This is a genomic window from Streptomyces longispororuber, assembly GCF_014656095.1.
Taxonomy (GTDB): Bacteria; Actinomycetota; Actinomycetes; order Streptomycetales; family Streptomycetaceae; genus Streptomyces; species Streptomyces longispororuber.
The window spans coordinates 1-14181 of the sequence record NZ_BNBT01000020.1; the positions used below are offsets into that span (position 1 = coordinate 1).

Annotated in this window: 8 protein-coding genes; 4 read left to right on the top strand and 4 right to left on the bottom strand. The window is 75.1% G+C overall.

Going from position 1 to position 14181, the window contains the following annotated elements:
• The 3 genes from IE330_RS09560 to IE330_RS09570 all read left to right on the top strand — a co-directional run.
• A partial coding sequence (locus IE330_RS09560) for a CAP domain-containing protein (protein ID WP_229925513.1) occupies nucleotides 1–890 on the top strand: 890 nt, incomplete at its 5' end.
• Nucleotides 891–1306: 416 nt separating this feature from the next.
• Nucleotides 1307–3412 carry a M6 family metalloprotease domain-containing protein gene (locus tag IE330_RS09565; protein ID WP_229925514.1) on the top strand — a complete coding sequence of 702 codons (2106 nt, stop codon included), beginning with the start codon at nucleotides 1307–1309 and terminating at the stop codon, nucleotides 3410–3412.
• Between the two features lie 380 nt (nucleotides 3413–3792).
• Nucleotides 3793–4923: a PQQ-dependent sugar dehydrogenase gene (locus IE330_RS09570; RefSeq protein WP_229925515.1), complete on the top strand. Its 1131-nt coding sequence runs from the start codon at nucleotides 3793–3795 to the stop codon at nucleotides 4921–4923.
• Between the two features lie 107 nt (nucleotides 4924–5030).
• Here IE330_RS09570 and IE330_RS09575 read toward each other — a convergent pair whose 3' ends face one another.
• From IE330_RS09575 to IE330_RS09590, 4 genes are all read right to left on the bottom strand, one after another.
• Nucleotides 5031–9482 (bottom strand): hypothetical protein, encoded by a 4452-nt coding sequence (locus IE330_RS09575; protein ID WP_190135470.1) that lies wholly within the window; start codon nucleotides 9480–9482, stop codon nucleotides 5031–5033.
• Nucleotides 9483–9833: 351 nt separating this feature from the next.
• The gene (locus IE330_RS09580; protein ID WP_190135471.1) at nucleotides 9834–11237 is read right to left on the bottom strand and encodes a M20/M25/M40 family metallo-hydrolase; all 1404 of its coding nucleotides are present in this window, start codon (nucleotides 11235–11237) and stop codon (nucleotides 9834–9836) included.
• A gap of 132 nt (nucleotides 11238–11369) precedes the next feature.
• A complete protein-coding gene (locus IE330_RS09585) occupies nucleotides 11370–12164 on the bottom strand; it encodes an SAM-dependent methyltransferase (RefSeq protein WP_190135472.1) in 795 nt (264 codons plus the stop codon).
• Nucleotides 12165–12268: 104 nt separating this feature from the next.
• A complete protein-coding gene (locus IE330_RS09590; protein ID WP_190135473.1) occupies nucleotides 12269–13069 on the bottom strand; it encodes a phytanoyl-CoA dioxygenase family protein in 801 nt (266 codons plus the stop codon).
• 268 nt (nucleotides 13070–13337) lie between these two features.
• Between IE330_RS09590 and IE330_RS09595 the strand changes: the two genes are divergently transcribed.
• On the top strand, nucleotides 13338–14177 hold the full coding sequence (locus tag IE330_RS09595) for an SDR family oxidoreductase (RefSeq protein ID WP_190135474.1): 840 nt from the start codon (nucleotides 13338–13340) through the stop codon (nucleotides 14175–14177).
• Nucleotides 14178–14181 lie beyond the last annotated feature (4 nt).

Here is a 14181-nt window from a genome sequence, read left to right on the forward strand (position 1 = left end):
GTGACGGCGCCGACCAGGTGACGGCGATCTCCCCGGCCGGGGCCACCGGGTCGCGGGCCCGGCTGCGGCAGGGGCGGCGCGGCGTACGACGGCGGCGGCAGGCGGTGGGCGCGGGCGCCGGGGTCACGGCCATCGCCGCGCTGCTCGGTGCCATGCAGCTCGCCGACGACTCCCCCGACTCCTCCGACAAGGGCTCGGCGGTGGCGCTGAAGTCGGACGAGTCCTCGCTGGCGCCGTCGGCCGAGGACGGGTCGAGCCCGTCGGCGTCGGCCTCCGCGTCGCCCTCGAAGTCCAAGAAGTCCGATAGGTCGGACAAGTCCGAGAAGTCGAAGAAGGCGGAGAAGGGCCCGAAGGGCGACAAGGGCGAGAAGGCGAAGAAGTCCGAGCCGGCCGAGGGTCCCTCGCGCGCGGACCGGAAGAAGGCGGGGAAGCCCGCGCGGCCCGCCCCCGCCACGACGTCCACCGCGCCCCGCCCCACCCGGAAGGCGCCCGTCCCCGCGGCACCGTCCGGGTCGAAGGCCCGGCAGGTCCTGAGCCTGGTGAACGCCGAACGGGCCAAGGCCGGATGCGGTCCGCTCACGCACAACAGCAAGCTCGCCACCGCCGCGCAGCGGCACTCGGCGGACATGCGGGCGCGCAACTACTTCGACCACACGTCGCCCGACGGCACCGACCCCGGTCGGCGGATCACGGCGGCGGGCTACAAGTGGAGCACCTACGGCGAGAACATCGCCCGGGGCCAGCAGTCCGCCGCCGCGGTGATGAAGTCCTGGATGAACAGCGACGGCCACCGCGCGAACATCCTCAACTGCTCCTTCAAGGAGCTCGGCGTGGGGATCGAGGAGGGTTCCGGGGGGCCTTGGTGGACGCAGAACTTCGGGGCGCGCTGACCGGACGGCCTCGCTGACCGGCCGGGCCCGACCGACCGGCCGGGCCTGGCCGACGGACTGGGCCCGGTCGACGTGCTGGGCCCGGCCGACGTGCTGGGCCCGGCCGACGTGCTGGGCCCGGCCGACGGGCTGGGCCCGGCCGACCGGTCGGCCTCGGTGAACGGACGACTTCGCCGACCGGCGGGCCTGCTGACCGGCAGGCCTCGCTGACCGGCAGGGCCGCACCCCTGGCAGGGCCGCACCCCCGGCAAGGCCGCACCCCCGGCAGGGCGCGGGCGTCGCCCCGGCCGCACCGCTCCACCGCACCAGGCAGAACCGTCCCGAAAGGCTGTTGACTCCCCAGAGGTACCGGGCGGAGGGTACCGCTGAACGGCTTGTCATGTTCTTGTCCACCCCCATCAGGCAAGAGGTGACCCTTGTTCCTCCGTCGTCCGCACCCCTCGCGCTCCGCGCTCCCGCGCACCGCGCCCCCGCGCCGCGCCCGAGCGCGCCGTGTCCCGGCCCGCCGCCTCGGCCTCCTCGCGGCACTCGTGGGCCTCGCCGTCCCCGCCCTGGCCACCGGCGGCCCCGCCCAGGCGGCCCCCGAGCCCACGCGCCGTCCGCCCCTCGTGCAGCCCATCGACCCGCAGCGCTGGCAGAACCCCGACGACATGACGTGGGCCGACCACCGGTCCGTGCCCGGCACCGACTGGGCGAACCCCGACCTGAAGCCCACGCAGCGCACCTTCAAGGGCGCCCTGGTGCTCCTCGACTACCCCGACGAGGAGTTCACGGTCAGCAAACCGGCTGGATCCAGCCTCTTCGGCAATCCGCAGCCGAGCGCCTCCGGCGTGCCGCGCTCCCGACTGCCCGCCTTCTACCGGGACCTGCTCAACAAGCCCGGCAAGCTGAACCACGGCCACACCATCAACGAGTACTGGATGGAGGACTCCGGCGGCCGCATCGGCGTCGACCTGACCGCGTTCGGCGTCTACCGCATGCCGCACAAGTCCTTCCAGTACGGCATCGAGGACCAGATGAACCCGGGCGCGTGTCCGCTCCGCGCGAGCTGCGGCAAGGACATCCGCGCCGACGGCAAGGCCGCCTGGACCGCCGACGTGGGCGGCGGCGAGACCGCCAAGTACGACTTCGTCTTCTTCCTCACCGCCGGGCAGGACGAGTCGTCCGTGTGGCAGGAGTTCGGGCAGATGAAGTTCGCCTCGCCGCAGGCCGTGCCGCCCGCCTGGGGCCCGCCCTCGCCCATCGCCTCCGGCGCCAACTGGGCGGAGACCCGGTACGTGCCGTGGACCTCATGGGCGGCGGCGGCCCGCATCTGGCCCAACGCCACGTCCGGCTCCTCGACGCAGGCCGAGAGCTCCGGGATGGGCGTGTACGCGCACGAACTCAGCCACATCCTGGGGATCGGCGACAACTACAACAACCCGTACGCCAAGCCGCTGCGCCGCGCCTACACCGGCATCTGGAGCATGCTCTCGCGCGGCTCCTTCAACGGACCCGGCGGCCCGCACACCCGCTGGCAGATCCCGGCCACCAACGGCGGGTCCATGGGCTCCCAGCACATCCTGCGCGACAAGCTCAAGCTCGGCATCGTCGACGAGAAGAACGTGCTGCGCCTGGACCGCGACGCGCTCAAGGACTCCGGCACGGTCGTGGCCCGCGTGACGGCGCGGTCGGCGCCGCCCGGCGCGAAGGGGCTGAGCGGCGTCAACATCGCCATGGGCCGCGACCTGTCCCCCGCCTGCTCCCCGGACCGGGACCCGCTGTGCGACGGCGGCGGCTACGAGAACTACACCGTCGAGGTCGTGGACCGCATGGGCATGGACTCCTTCACGCCCGACCACGGGGTGCTGCTGGCCAAGACCAAGAACCAGGACCGGGCGCCGTTCGCGTGGGTGGTCGACGCGCACCCCGAGGACATCGACATGGTCGACTTCAAGCGGCCCGACGGCACCCTCCAGAAGATCACCATGGGTGACTACCGGCAGCTCAGCGACGCCCTGCTGCACGCCGGAGCCGACTCCGGCAGCTCGTACGAGTACGTCGACAGGGCCAACCGGCTGCACTTCTACGTCCTCGACATCGACCGCCGCCGCGACGGGGTGCTCTCGTACACCCTCGCCGTCAAGTCGCTCGACGGCGCGGGCCCGCAGCGCCGGGGCGTCGCGCTCGACCGCGGGCACGCCACGGGCACGGCCGAACGCCGGGCCGTGTGCTCCTTCGACCTCACCAACACCGGGCGCGGGGCGCCGTCGGGCTCCGGGCACCCCGAGAAGGTGGACCGCTACCTGCGCTCCGACGTCTACCGCCTCTCCGCCCAGGCGTCCGGGCACGGCTGGTCCGCCTGGCTGCCCAACCGCCTCGCCACCGCACGGGCCGGCCACTCCGCGGAGGTCGACGTCGCCGTGAGCGCGCGGCGCGACGCCGACCGGCACGGCCGGGTGACGCTCACCGCCCGGTCGGAGAGCGACCCGCGCAAGTCCGCGAAGGCCGTCTGCACGCTGAAGAAGCGCGGCCACCACTAGAGCCGCGTCCGCCGGGCCCCGGCCGACGCCGCGCGGCCCGGCACGCCCACCCGCCGCTTCGACCGGGGCGTCCCGCGCGACGCACCGCGACGCGGCGGCCCTCGTACCGGATCGACGTCCGGTACGAGGGCCGCCGCGGCACGAGGCCACCCCGCGCGGCCGCCCGCGCACACCTCTCGGCGGCCGCGCGGACGCCTCACGAGGCCGTCCGCGGGCGTCTCACGGGGCCGTCGCAGAACGGCCGACCGCACGCATTGACAGGTACACCACACGCTCCTAGCGTGCCCCACCGACAGGAAGGGTTCCTAACTGCCAGGGCCGTCGATCCCCTCCCCCACGCCCCCACGTACCGATCGATCCCCCACTCCCTGGAGGACACCGTGTCATTCACCCGACGCCACCCGTCCCGTACGTCCAGCGTGCTGGTGGCCGCGGCCACCGCCCTCGCGCTCGGTGCCGCCCTGCCCGCGGCCGACGCGGCTCCGGCCCCCGAGCCGGGCACCCCCGAGCCCGGCAAGGTCACCGCCCTCACGAGCGGCGCCGACGTGCCGTGGGGCCTGGCGTTCCTGCCGGACGGATCGGGGGTCTACACCGAGCGCAACACCGCCAACGTCTACCGCCTGACCAAGTCCGGCCAGCGCACGCTCCTCGGCAAGGTCCCGCAGTCCCAGGCCACGGGCGGCGAGGGCGGCCTGATGGGCCTGGAGGTCTCGCCGACCTTCGCCACCGACCACTACCTGTACTTCCTGCACACCTCCACCGAGGGCAACCGCATCGCCCGTATGAAGCTGGAGAACGACAGGCTCAGCGGGTACACCGTGCTCCTCAGGGGCATGGCCAAGAACCGCTACCACAACGGCGGCCGGCTGCGGTTCGGCCCCGACGGCAAGCTGTACGCCGGCATGGGCGACGCGCAGAACACCTCGCTGGCGCAGGACCGCACCTCCCTCAACGGCAAGATCCTGCGCATCAACCCGGACGGCTCGATCCCCGCGGACAACCCCTTCGGCAACGCCGTGTGGTCCATCGGCCACCGCAATCCGCAGGGCCTTGACTTCGACTCGCAGGGCCGCCTGTGGCAGGCGGAGTTCGGCAACAACGTCATGGACGAGGTCAACCTGGTCCATAAGGGCGGCAACTACGGCTGGCCGAACTGCGAGGGAACCAACGGCAGTTGCGCCGGGTACATCGCGCCGAAGAAGACCTGGCCGGTGTCCGCGGGCTCGCCCAGCGGCCTGACGGTCGTCAACGACCACGTGTTCGTGGCGACCACGCGGGGCCAGCGCCTGTACCGCATGCGCATCGACGCCGGCTCCAACCTGGTCGACGAGAGGACGTACTTCTCGGGCACGTACGGCCGTCTGCGCACCCCGGAGGTCGACCGTGACGGCGACATCTGGCTGACCACGTCCGCGGACCGGGACACCACGCCGGGCAACGACCGGGTCCTGCTGGTCGACGTCGTGTACTCGGGCACCGCCCGGCCCACGGGCACGGCCGCCCCGCGCTGACCGTCGGCGCACACGCCCCGGGGACGCGGTCGACCCCGTCCCCCCTGCCGCGCCGCCGGGGCGTGCAGCGGAGCCCGGCCCTTCCGGCCCCGGGGCGGACGACGGCATCAGGGCCACCAGCGCACCACGTCCTCGACCGCGCTGACGCACTCCTGGGCGGCCGCCATGCCGCCGTGGTGGCCCACGTGCGGCGCGGCGGCCCGCACCACCGCGAGCAGACCGGGCCGGGTGAGGTCCGCGAGGAGTTCGCGTACCGGGGGGAGGCCGTTCGCGGTGCTCCCGTTCCACGACACCGCGTGCGGAGCCGCCGAGGGGGAGTCCAGCGCCGCGGCGACCGCGTGGGCCCTGTGCACGGGCCGGTACCGGGCCTCCTCGACGAGGGCCCGGAGGAACGGCTGGTCCGCGTGGGCCGCCACGGCGGTGAAGTCCTCCCCCGGCAGCTTGAGTCGCTCGGGCAGCAGCGCGGCCCCCGCCGCCAGGGCGCGGGCGCGCTGCCGCTCCGACAGGGAGGGGAGCATCCTGGCGAGGAGGTCGTACGGCCACTGAGCCCGTTCCAGCCGGGGCAGGACGGCGTCGAGGAGCCCGTCACGTTCGGGTGCGGTCATCACCTGGGCGAGCGCGCCGACGGCGTGGGCGTCCACCCGCGTGGCGGAGCGGAGGTCGGCGAGGACCTGGCGGACGACACGCGCGCGGTCGGGCCCGGTGAGCCGGTGCGCCAGCGCGGCCAGCGGAAGGGCCCGTACCGCCTCGTGCCGCCGCTCGGCCGCTGACGACATCGCGGCGACGGCCTTCGCGGGTACGTGCGGTGCGAGCAGGGCGATGCACTGGGCGATCTCGTGCTCCCCGCCGCGCCGGAGCCCCTTGTACGCGGCCTTCTGCGGCTTCTTCAGGAGCCGGTGGCCCGTGCGGCCCGGCGGTGCCAGCGCGGCCCAGACGTCGAGGCCCTCCCAGCCCCGGCCCGGGGTCCAGCGGGCGGCGTCCACCAGCCGGTCGCGGACCTCCCGGTCGGTGAGGACGGGCCGTACCGCGCGCAGCCTGTCGAGGAAGCCGTGGTCGCCGGGTTCGCCTCTCGCGGGGACGAGGTCGGCGGCGCGGCGCAGCACCTCGTCGTGTTCCCTGGCCGGGAGCGCGGCGGCCAGGGTGATCAGCGGGCCGGCCCGGTCCTGCGGGGCGAGCGACGTCAGGAGCTCCTCGACGCGGCGGCGCAGGCGGGGCCGCTCACCCGTGGGGACCTGGCCCGCCAGCGCGGCGAGCGCGGCCGCCTGGGGCAGGTGGTCGTGGATCCGCCCGGCGGCGCGCAGGGCGTGGCACAGCTCCTCCTCGTGCCCGGCGCCGACGGCGAGGGCGTCGAGCGCGGCGTCCCGGTACTCCTGGTCCGCCTTGTCGTGGCCGACGCCCGCCACCAGCTCGAACGCCCGCAGGCGGGTCCGGTGGTCCAGGTGCGGGGCGACCTCGATGAGGATGTCCGCGCGCCGTCGGCCGTGGTGTCGGGCGGCGATCGCGAGGGCCTCCTCGCGCAGCCGTACGCCCGCGTGCCCCGGCCCGCGGCCGGCCAGCAGGGCGAGCGGCCCCGCCCGTTCGGTCTCCGCCAGGTCCCGGACCAGGTCCTCCACCCGGGAGGTGTGCTCCTCGTCGACGTGGCCGGCCAGCGCACGGAGCGTCTCCCCGCGTCGGTGGTCGTCGGCGGAGCCCCGGGCGGGCAGCGTCCGGAGCACCTCGGCGACCAGGTCCGGCCGGTGCCGATCCGGGACCGCGGGCAGCAGCGCGGCCAGCGCCCCGGCCCTGGCGCCGGGGTGGTGGACCGGGGAGAGGGAGCGGGCCGTCGCGAGCGCCCGGTCCACCGGTGGCCCGGACAGGAACCCGCCGATCCCGGCGAGCATCCCGGTGATCCCCCAGTGCCGCTGCTCGGCGATCCGGTCCAGCACGGTGTCCAGCACCCGGGTGCGGCGGGAGGCGTCCAGGGCCGTCAGCAGCGCCCGGATCGGGCCGGTGTCGGGCACGGGGCGAGCGGCCGTGACGGTGACCAGCCCCAGGCCGTCGTGCATCAGCGCGAACAGCTCGGCCGTGACGTGTGCGGCCACCCGGTCCGGGTGGAGGTCCTCGGCGGCCAGGCGCAGCGCGAGCGCCCGGTGCGTGAGTCCCCATCCGGGCGCCTGCGGGGGCCGGCCGTCGACGGCGGGGAGGATCCGCTCCAGGGCGGCCCGCGGGACGTGGGGCAGCAGCGCGGTCAGCGCGGCGGCGGTGTGCCGCTCGTCGTCGCCCGCCGCCAGCACCGCGTCCACGGCGGCGTCGAGGTCCGCCTCGCCCGGGCAGCCCGCGAGCGTGCCGAGGACCAGCGTCCGCCCGGGGGTCGAGGGGTCGAGCCCGCGGCGCAGATGTTCCGCGGCGATCGCGGCCCGGCGCGGTCCGGGCAGGCGGGGCAGCAGCTCGCCCGCCACCGTGTACGCCCGCGGGGTGTCCAGGGGCTGGAGCAGGTCCCACGCGGCCACGGCGTCCTCCCCGGACAGGCAGGGGCCGCCGTCGTCGCGCCGCGCCCGCACCAGCGCGGCGAGGAGGTTGAGCGGGGTTCGCGGATCGCGCACCGCCTGGACGCGGTCGAGGGCCTTCGCGGGGTCCCATACGCGTTCCTCGACCAGCCTGCACAGCACGGCCTGCGTGACGTTGGCGTCGCTCGCCCGGACGATCGACGCCACGCCGGCGTCCATGAGCGCGTACCGGACCTCCCGGCCGATCGACGTGGCGCGCCTGCCGCGGGCCAGGTCGTGGTCGGTCGTGCGGGCCGCCAGCCGGCGCGCGAGGGCCACGTCGTTCCGGTACGCGCCCAGGGAGTCGTGCCGCTCGTGGGCGGCGAACCAGATGTTCGTGGGGGCGCCGGGCCCGTCCCCCGGGAGCACGGCCTCGGCCGCGAGCAGTCGGTGGAGCGCCTCGGTCTTTCCGGCGGTCTCCAGGTGCCGGGCGAGGTTGCGCAGCCCGTAGCCGCCGTCCATCCGGCCCAGCTCGGCCGGGTGCGCCGCCAGGGCGCGCGGGAAGTCGTCCCAGGTGCCGAACAGCGCCAGCACGTAGCGGTCGACGATCCGGTGCCGTGCCCGGTCGACCGCGTCCCGGAGCAGGTCGAGCCGCGGCTCGTCGCCGGTCATGGCGCGGTCCGGGAGCCGGCCCGTGAAGTAGTCGCGCACGCTGCCGTGGTCGGGGGCGTAGCGGGTGGCCTCCCCGTCGCCCTCGGTCACGACGAACTGCCGGAGCCGTCCCGCCACCATGGCCCGCAGCTCGCGCCGGTGCCGGGCGGTGTCCTCGATGCCCGCCAGCGCCACCACGGTGTCCAGCGGCAGCGGCTCCTCGGCGCAGGCGAGGGTGCTCAGCGCCGGCAGGGCCAGGTCGAGCTCCTCGGGTGTCAGCTCGTCGAGCTTGTGGCTGTAGTGGGTCCACAGGCGCCCGGGCAGCGTGGGCAGGGCCTCGGGCCGGATCAGCCCGGCGCGGAGCTCGTCGAGCAGGTGCCGCAGCAGGATCCACAGGCCCGCGCAGTGCCGTGCGAGCACCTCGCGGAACGCGGCGGGCGGCATGGGCCTGATCCGGTCGCGCAGCACCTCGTCGGACTCCAGGGCCCGGTCGATGTGGCGGCGCATGTCGTCCAGGGACTGCTCGGCATGCGCGCCGATGTGGACGTGGTCGCGCGGGGGCCTGCGGCCGTGCAGGGGGAAGCCGTCGGCGAGGGTGGCGATCACGTAGGCGTTGTCGGGCAGCTCGTCGGGCAGGCCGAGGGGCATCGGCCGGTGCTCGTCAGCGAGTTCGAGGCCGTCGACGAGCAGCACCGCCTTCCGTCCCCGCTGCCTCGCCGCCTCGGCGGCCGCGCACAGGACCCTGCGGAAGGCGACCGGGTGGCCGGCCCCGACGAGGTCGCCGAGGTCGCCGGACTCCTCCAGGCCGTACCGTGCGGCCAGTTGGCCGCCGAGGCTGCGCAGCGCGTCCTCGGTCCTGCGGCGGCTACTGTGGCCCGCGGTGAAGTGGTGCGGATGGCCGCGGTCCGCGGCGAGCCGGGCGATCAGCGTGGTCTTGCCCACCCCGGTCCCGCCCTCGACGAAGAAGTAGCCGCGCGGCCGGTCCGCGACGAAGGCGTCGATCCGGTCGGTCAGCCAGGGCCGCTCGGTGAACGGGGTGCCGTCCAGCCGGTCGAACACGTCGCCGTACGCGCCGTGGCCGCCGGGGCGGTTCCGCGGTGGGGACGGCGTCCCCTGCCGGCCGCGCGATCGCTGGGCCCGGCCGACCAGGTCCAGCCAGGCCCGCTTGTCCGGTGTCTCCCCGGCCCAGTCGCTCCATAGGCGCACCAGTTGCCACACGGTCTGCTCGCTGCCCTCGGCGGGGACCTGTGCCTTGGCGAATTCCTCGGGGATCCAGGCGCTGATCCGCTGGCCGTTGAAGTCCGGGTGGTCGTACGGCGGTCGCGCCAGGGCCTTCTCCACGGCGCGTTGCGAGAAGGGCTCGCCCCTCGCCTTCCGGGCCGTGGTGGCTCTCTGCCGCAGTACGCGCAGCGCGTCGTAGAGCGCGCGGGCGTCCCTCGTCATGCGTCGGCTCCCTCGTTGCTGCCCGTGCCGGGGACGTGCCCGTTGCGGGCACCGGCCGGGCAGGCGCTGAGCAGCAACGTAGGAGAGTTCCGCCCGGTGTGCCCGGTGTCCTGGCATGCCCGTGGGCACCGCCGACAAGGTGGCGCCCACACCCCGGCAGCGGGCCGGGCGCCACAGAGGGGGCTCCTCGTGCGGAACGCCAGGAACACCACGATCCGGCGGCTCGGCCGCACTGCCGCGCACGGCGCGGTCCGCGGTTTCGCGACGGCGGCCGGGGCCGCGGTCGTCACTTTGTTCACCTGGTGGGTACGGAACCGGTGAGGGGACGTTGTCGGCCGGGCGCCGTGTCCGTCAGCGCTGCGGCGCCGGGAACGCCACCGGGCTGCGCAGGCCCGCGCGGTTCACCGCGCGGACGCCGAAGAACACGTTGTCCTTGGACAGGTCGACGGTGTGGCGGGTGGTGTCGCCGACCGGCGTGGCGTGGGTCCACTCCGGCGAGGTCGTCTCGCGCCACACGACCTCGTAGCCCGCCAGGTCCGGCTCGGTGCCCCGCTCCCAGACCAGTTCCGTCTCGTTGGTCAGCGCCGCCGTCAGGATCCTGGCGCCGCGCGGGGTGCCCGGCGCCTGGGCCAGGCTCCACAGGGTCGCGGCGTTCACCCGGGCGACGCGCGCGATGAACGGGAAGTCGCAGAACTCGGGCAGGTCCCCGTACTGCTTGCCGTCGACGACGCGGACGTCCTGGTGCTGGTGGGCGTAGTCCTCGGCGGGCTCGGTGAACCGGGCGGCCGGGTAGGCGCGTTCGAGGAACGGGATGTGGTCGCCGCCGCGCAGGTAGCGGTCGCGGCGGTGGATCACGCGGACCTCCATCCCGGTCGCACGGGGGTCGGCGACGTCCCGGACGAACCGGGCGAGCTGACGTGCGGGCGAGTCGTTCTCGCCGCCGACGGAGCGCCGGACCTCGGCTTCCTGCGGGGTCTCGGAGGTGGGCACGCCCTCGGCGAACAGCCGGATCGTGTGCGGGTCGCGGGTGCCGTCGTCGGCGGTGGAGCTGCCCACGATGTCGTTGGTGAACATCCCCTGGACGTCGGCCCGCCGCTCCTTGTAGCTCTGCGCGAGGTGGGCGGCGCCGTACAGGCCCTGCTCCTCGCCCGCGACGGCGGCGAAGACCAGGGTCGCGCCGGTCCTGCGGGTGGCCATGACGCGGGCCAGTTCCATGACGACGGCGACCCCGGAGGCGTCGTCGTCGGCGCCCGGGGCGTCGCTGGTGTGGTCCATGACGTCGCTGACGCGGGAGTCGTAGTGCCCGGAGACCACGTACAGACGGTCGGGGGACGTCGTGCCGCGCAGGGTGGCGACGACGTTCGAGATCCTGGTCGGCGCCGGGATGCGGGGGCCCGGCTGCTGCACGTAGGACTGGAGCTCGACGGTCATCCGGCCGCCGGACGCCCGGGCGTACTCCCGCAGGCGCGCGAGGATCCAGTCGCGGGCCGCGCCGATGCCGCGCTCGGGGTCGTCCTGCGCGGAGAGGGTGTGCCGGGTGCCGAAGGCGACCAGGCGCCGCACGGTCGCCTCGATGCGGCGGTGGTCGATCTCCCGCAGCAGGGCGCGCAGTTCGCGCGGGGGCCGCTGCGGCGCGAGCCGGACCCGCTCGCCCGCCGCGGCCGCGCCGGTGGACTGGACGGCGACGGCCGCGGCCGCCGTGGCCGCCGCGCCGGTGAGGAGGGTACGCCGAGGGGTGCCCGTCGGATTCACCATGCCGCCATCGTCATGCACGCAACAACCGCCCCGCAAGATGCGCGCCGCCCCGGGCGCCCGGCCCGTGTTCACGGGGGCACGGGAGGGCGCGCCCGGGCCGTCCCAAGGCCCCCGGGTCCCGCGGGGGCCGCCTCAGGGCTTGCGCGCCACGCCGCCGAAGTCGTCGACCTCGGCGGGCGGGCGGGCCGCGCCCGGCGCCGGGCGCCAGCGGGAGACGGACACCACGCCGGGCTCCAGGAGCTCCAGGCCGTCGAAGAAGCGGGCGAGCTGCTCCGGGCTGCGGTTGACGCGCGGGTTGTCGCCCGCCTCGTTCCACTGCCGGATCATCTCGCGCATCCCCTCGGGGTCGAGCACCTCGGTGTCGTCGCACAGCACGAGGTGGCTGCCCGACGGCAGGGCGTCCACCAGGCGGCCGACGAGCGCGTAGACGGAGTCGTCCGTCACGTGGGCGGTGATGCCGAGCAGCAGCAGGGCCACGGGCCGGGTGAAGTCCAGGGTGGCGGCGGCCTGTTCCAGGATGGTGCCGGGGTCGCGCAGGTCCGCGTCGATGTACCCGGTCGCGCCCTCGGGGGTGCTGGTGAGCAGCGCCTCGGCGTGGGAGAGCACGATCGGGTCGTGGTCGACGTAGACGATGCGTGACTCCGGGGCGAGGCGCTGGGCGACCTCGTGGGTGTTGTCCGCGGTGGGCAGCCCCGTGCCGACGTCCAGGAACTGGCGGATGCCCGCCTCGCGCACGAGGAACTCCACCGCACGCACGAGGAAGGCCCGCTGGGCGCGCGCGATGTCCACGATCCCCGGGTTGGCCGCGCGGATCCGGTCCCCCACCTCGCGGTCGACGGCGTAGCAGTCCTTGCCGCCCAGCCAGTGGTTCCAGATGCGGGCGGAGTGCGGCACGCTGCTGTTGACGCGTGCGGCGTCGTACGGCATGAGGGCTCCTGGGAGTCGACCGGCGAGGGTGGATCAGGAGGGCCGGCGCGGCGGCCCCCGCGGCCCTTGCGGGACCGCCGGAACCGGCCCGCTCCGCGCGCGGCTCAGGATACGTGTCCCGGTTCCCGGCCGGGGGTGTCCTTCCCCAGACCGCGGCGGATCGCGATCTCCACGGGGGCGTACGCGCCGTCGGACCGCTCCAGGTCGTACGGCGCGGCCGGCAGCAGCGGCGGCTGGGCCATGAAGCGCGGGCGCGTCCCGTGGTGCGGCTGCGCCGCGTGCACCAGGAACGGATGGCACAGGTAGACGTCGCCCGGGGATCCGGTGGCGAGGGCGAGCGGCCGGTGGTCGGAGGCCGCCACGAGAGCGGGCGCGAGGGCGAGGCCGCTCGCCCCGTCCTCCCCGTACGGCGCGAGGACCTTCGGGGCGTCGAGGTGCGAGCCGACCCGGATCCGGGTCGGGGCGTCCTCCTCGCCGACCTCGCTGAACAGGAACAGCATCAGCAGCGCCCGGCCCCGGGAGCGCAGGTTCGTGAAGGACCAGCTCTCGCCCTCCGGGAGGTAGCTGCCCTCGATGTGCCAGCCCGCGTCGTCCGGCTCCTCCGCGTGCGGGAAGCGCAGCGGGAACGTGCCCAGGGAGTAGCGCGGCTCCCAGCGTCCGGGGCCGACGAGCAGGTCGTACGCGTGGTGCAGGGCCGGGGAGTTGGGGGCGGCGGCGAACGGCCCCTGTGCCATGCCGCCCACCCAGTGCACGGGCCGTGTCCACGTCGCGGGGTCGTTGGGGTCGCAGCCCATCTCCCGCCACAGCAGGCGCGCGCAGTCCGCGGCCACGCGCGGCGCGACCGCGCCCTCCACCTTCACGAAGCCGTCGCGGAGGAAACGGGATACCAAGGTCGTGTCGTCCATGCGGCCATCGTGCTCCGGCACCGGCCCCGGCCACCCGACATCCTCCGCACCGCCTTTGTCGGGTGCGGGGCGCGTCCAGCACCCGGGTGGGGTGCCGTGGCCGGGCAGCCGGGCCCGGCCATGGGGTTCTCTTTCTTCCCATAAGCATAGAAACACCCGAAAGCGGCTACACGCCATGAGGGCCCGCACCCCTCTCTCGCCACCTGCCCCCGGTGGGCGGCGAGGTCCGCGAGGGCGGGCCTCCGCACGTCGTCGGCAGGAGGACTCCATGAACCAGCCCCCGCAGCAGCAGACCCCGCCCGGCGCCACCGGCCCGATGCGCCCACGGCCCGACCACGGCGAGGAGACGTACCGCGGCTCCGGACGCCTCGCGGGCAAGGCCGCCGTGATCACCGGCGGCGACAGCGGGATCGGACGGGCCGTGGCCATCGCCTTCGCCCGCGAGGGCGCGGACGTCCTGATCTCCTACCTCGACGAGCACGAGGACGCCCGCGAGACGGCGCAGTGGGTCGAGCGGGCCGGCCGCAAGGCGGTGCTCGTCCCCGGCGACCTCGCCGACCCGGCGCACTGCCGCGCGGTGGTGCGCACGGCGGCGGAGACCTTCGGCCGCATCGACGTCCTCGTGTCCAACGCGGCGTACCAGATGACCCGCGAGGCGCTGGAGGACATCCCCGACGAGGAGTGGGACCACACGCTCGCGACCAACCTCAGCGCGCTGTTCCACCTGTGCAAGGCCGCCGTCCCGCACATGCGGCCGGGCGCGTCGGTCATCGCCACCACCTCCGTCAACTCCGACATGCCGCCCCCGCAGCTCCTGCCGTACGACGTCACCAAGGCCGGCATCGCGAACTTCGTCGGGGCCGCGTCGCAGCTCCTCGCGGAGAAGGGCATCCGGGTCAACAGCGTCGCGCCGGGCCCGATCTGGACGCCGCTCATCCCCTCGACCATGCCGGAGGACCAGGTGGAGGGGTTCGGGAAGGACGTACCGCTCGGCCGGCCCGGCCAGCCCGCCGAGGTGGCGCCGGTGTACGTCCTGCTCGCCTCCGACGAGGGCAGCTACGTGTCCGGGGCCCGCATCGCGGTCACCGGCGGCCAGCCCGTCCTGTAGGGGC

Excerpts from the sequence above, each read along its gene's own strand:
- IE330_RS09595 (WP_190135474.1), top strand. The coding sequence starts at position 13,338 with ATGAACCAGCCCCCGCAGCAGCAGACCCCGCCCGGCGCCACCGGCCCG.
- IE330_RS09575 (WP_190135470.1), bottom strand. The coding sequence starts at position 9,482 with ATGACGAGGGACGCCCGCGCGCTCTACGACGCGCTGCGCGTACTGCGG.
- IE330_RS09580 (WP_190135471.1), bottom strand. The coding sequence starts at position 11,237 with ATGGTGAATCCGACGGGCACCCCTCGGCGTACCCTCCTCACCGGCGCG.
- IE330_RS09590 (WP_190135473.1), bottom strand. The coding sequence starts at position 13,069 with ATGGACGACACGACCTTGGTATCCCGTTTCCTCCGCGACGGCTTCGTG.
- IE330_RS09585 (WP_190135472.1), bottom strand. The coding sequence starts at position 12,164 with ATGCCGTACGACGCCGCACGCGTCAACAGCAGCGTGCCGCACTCCGCC.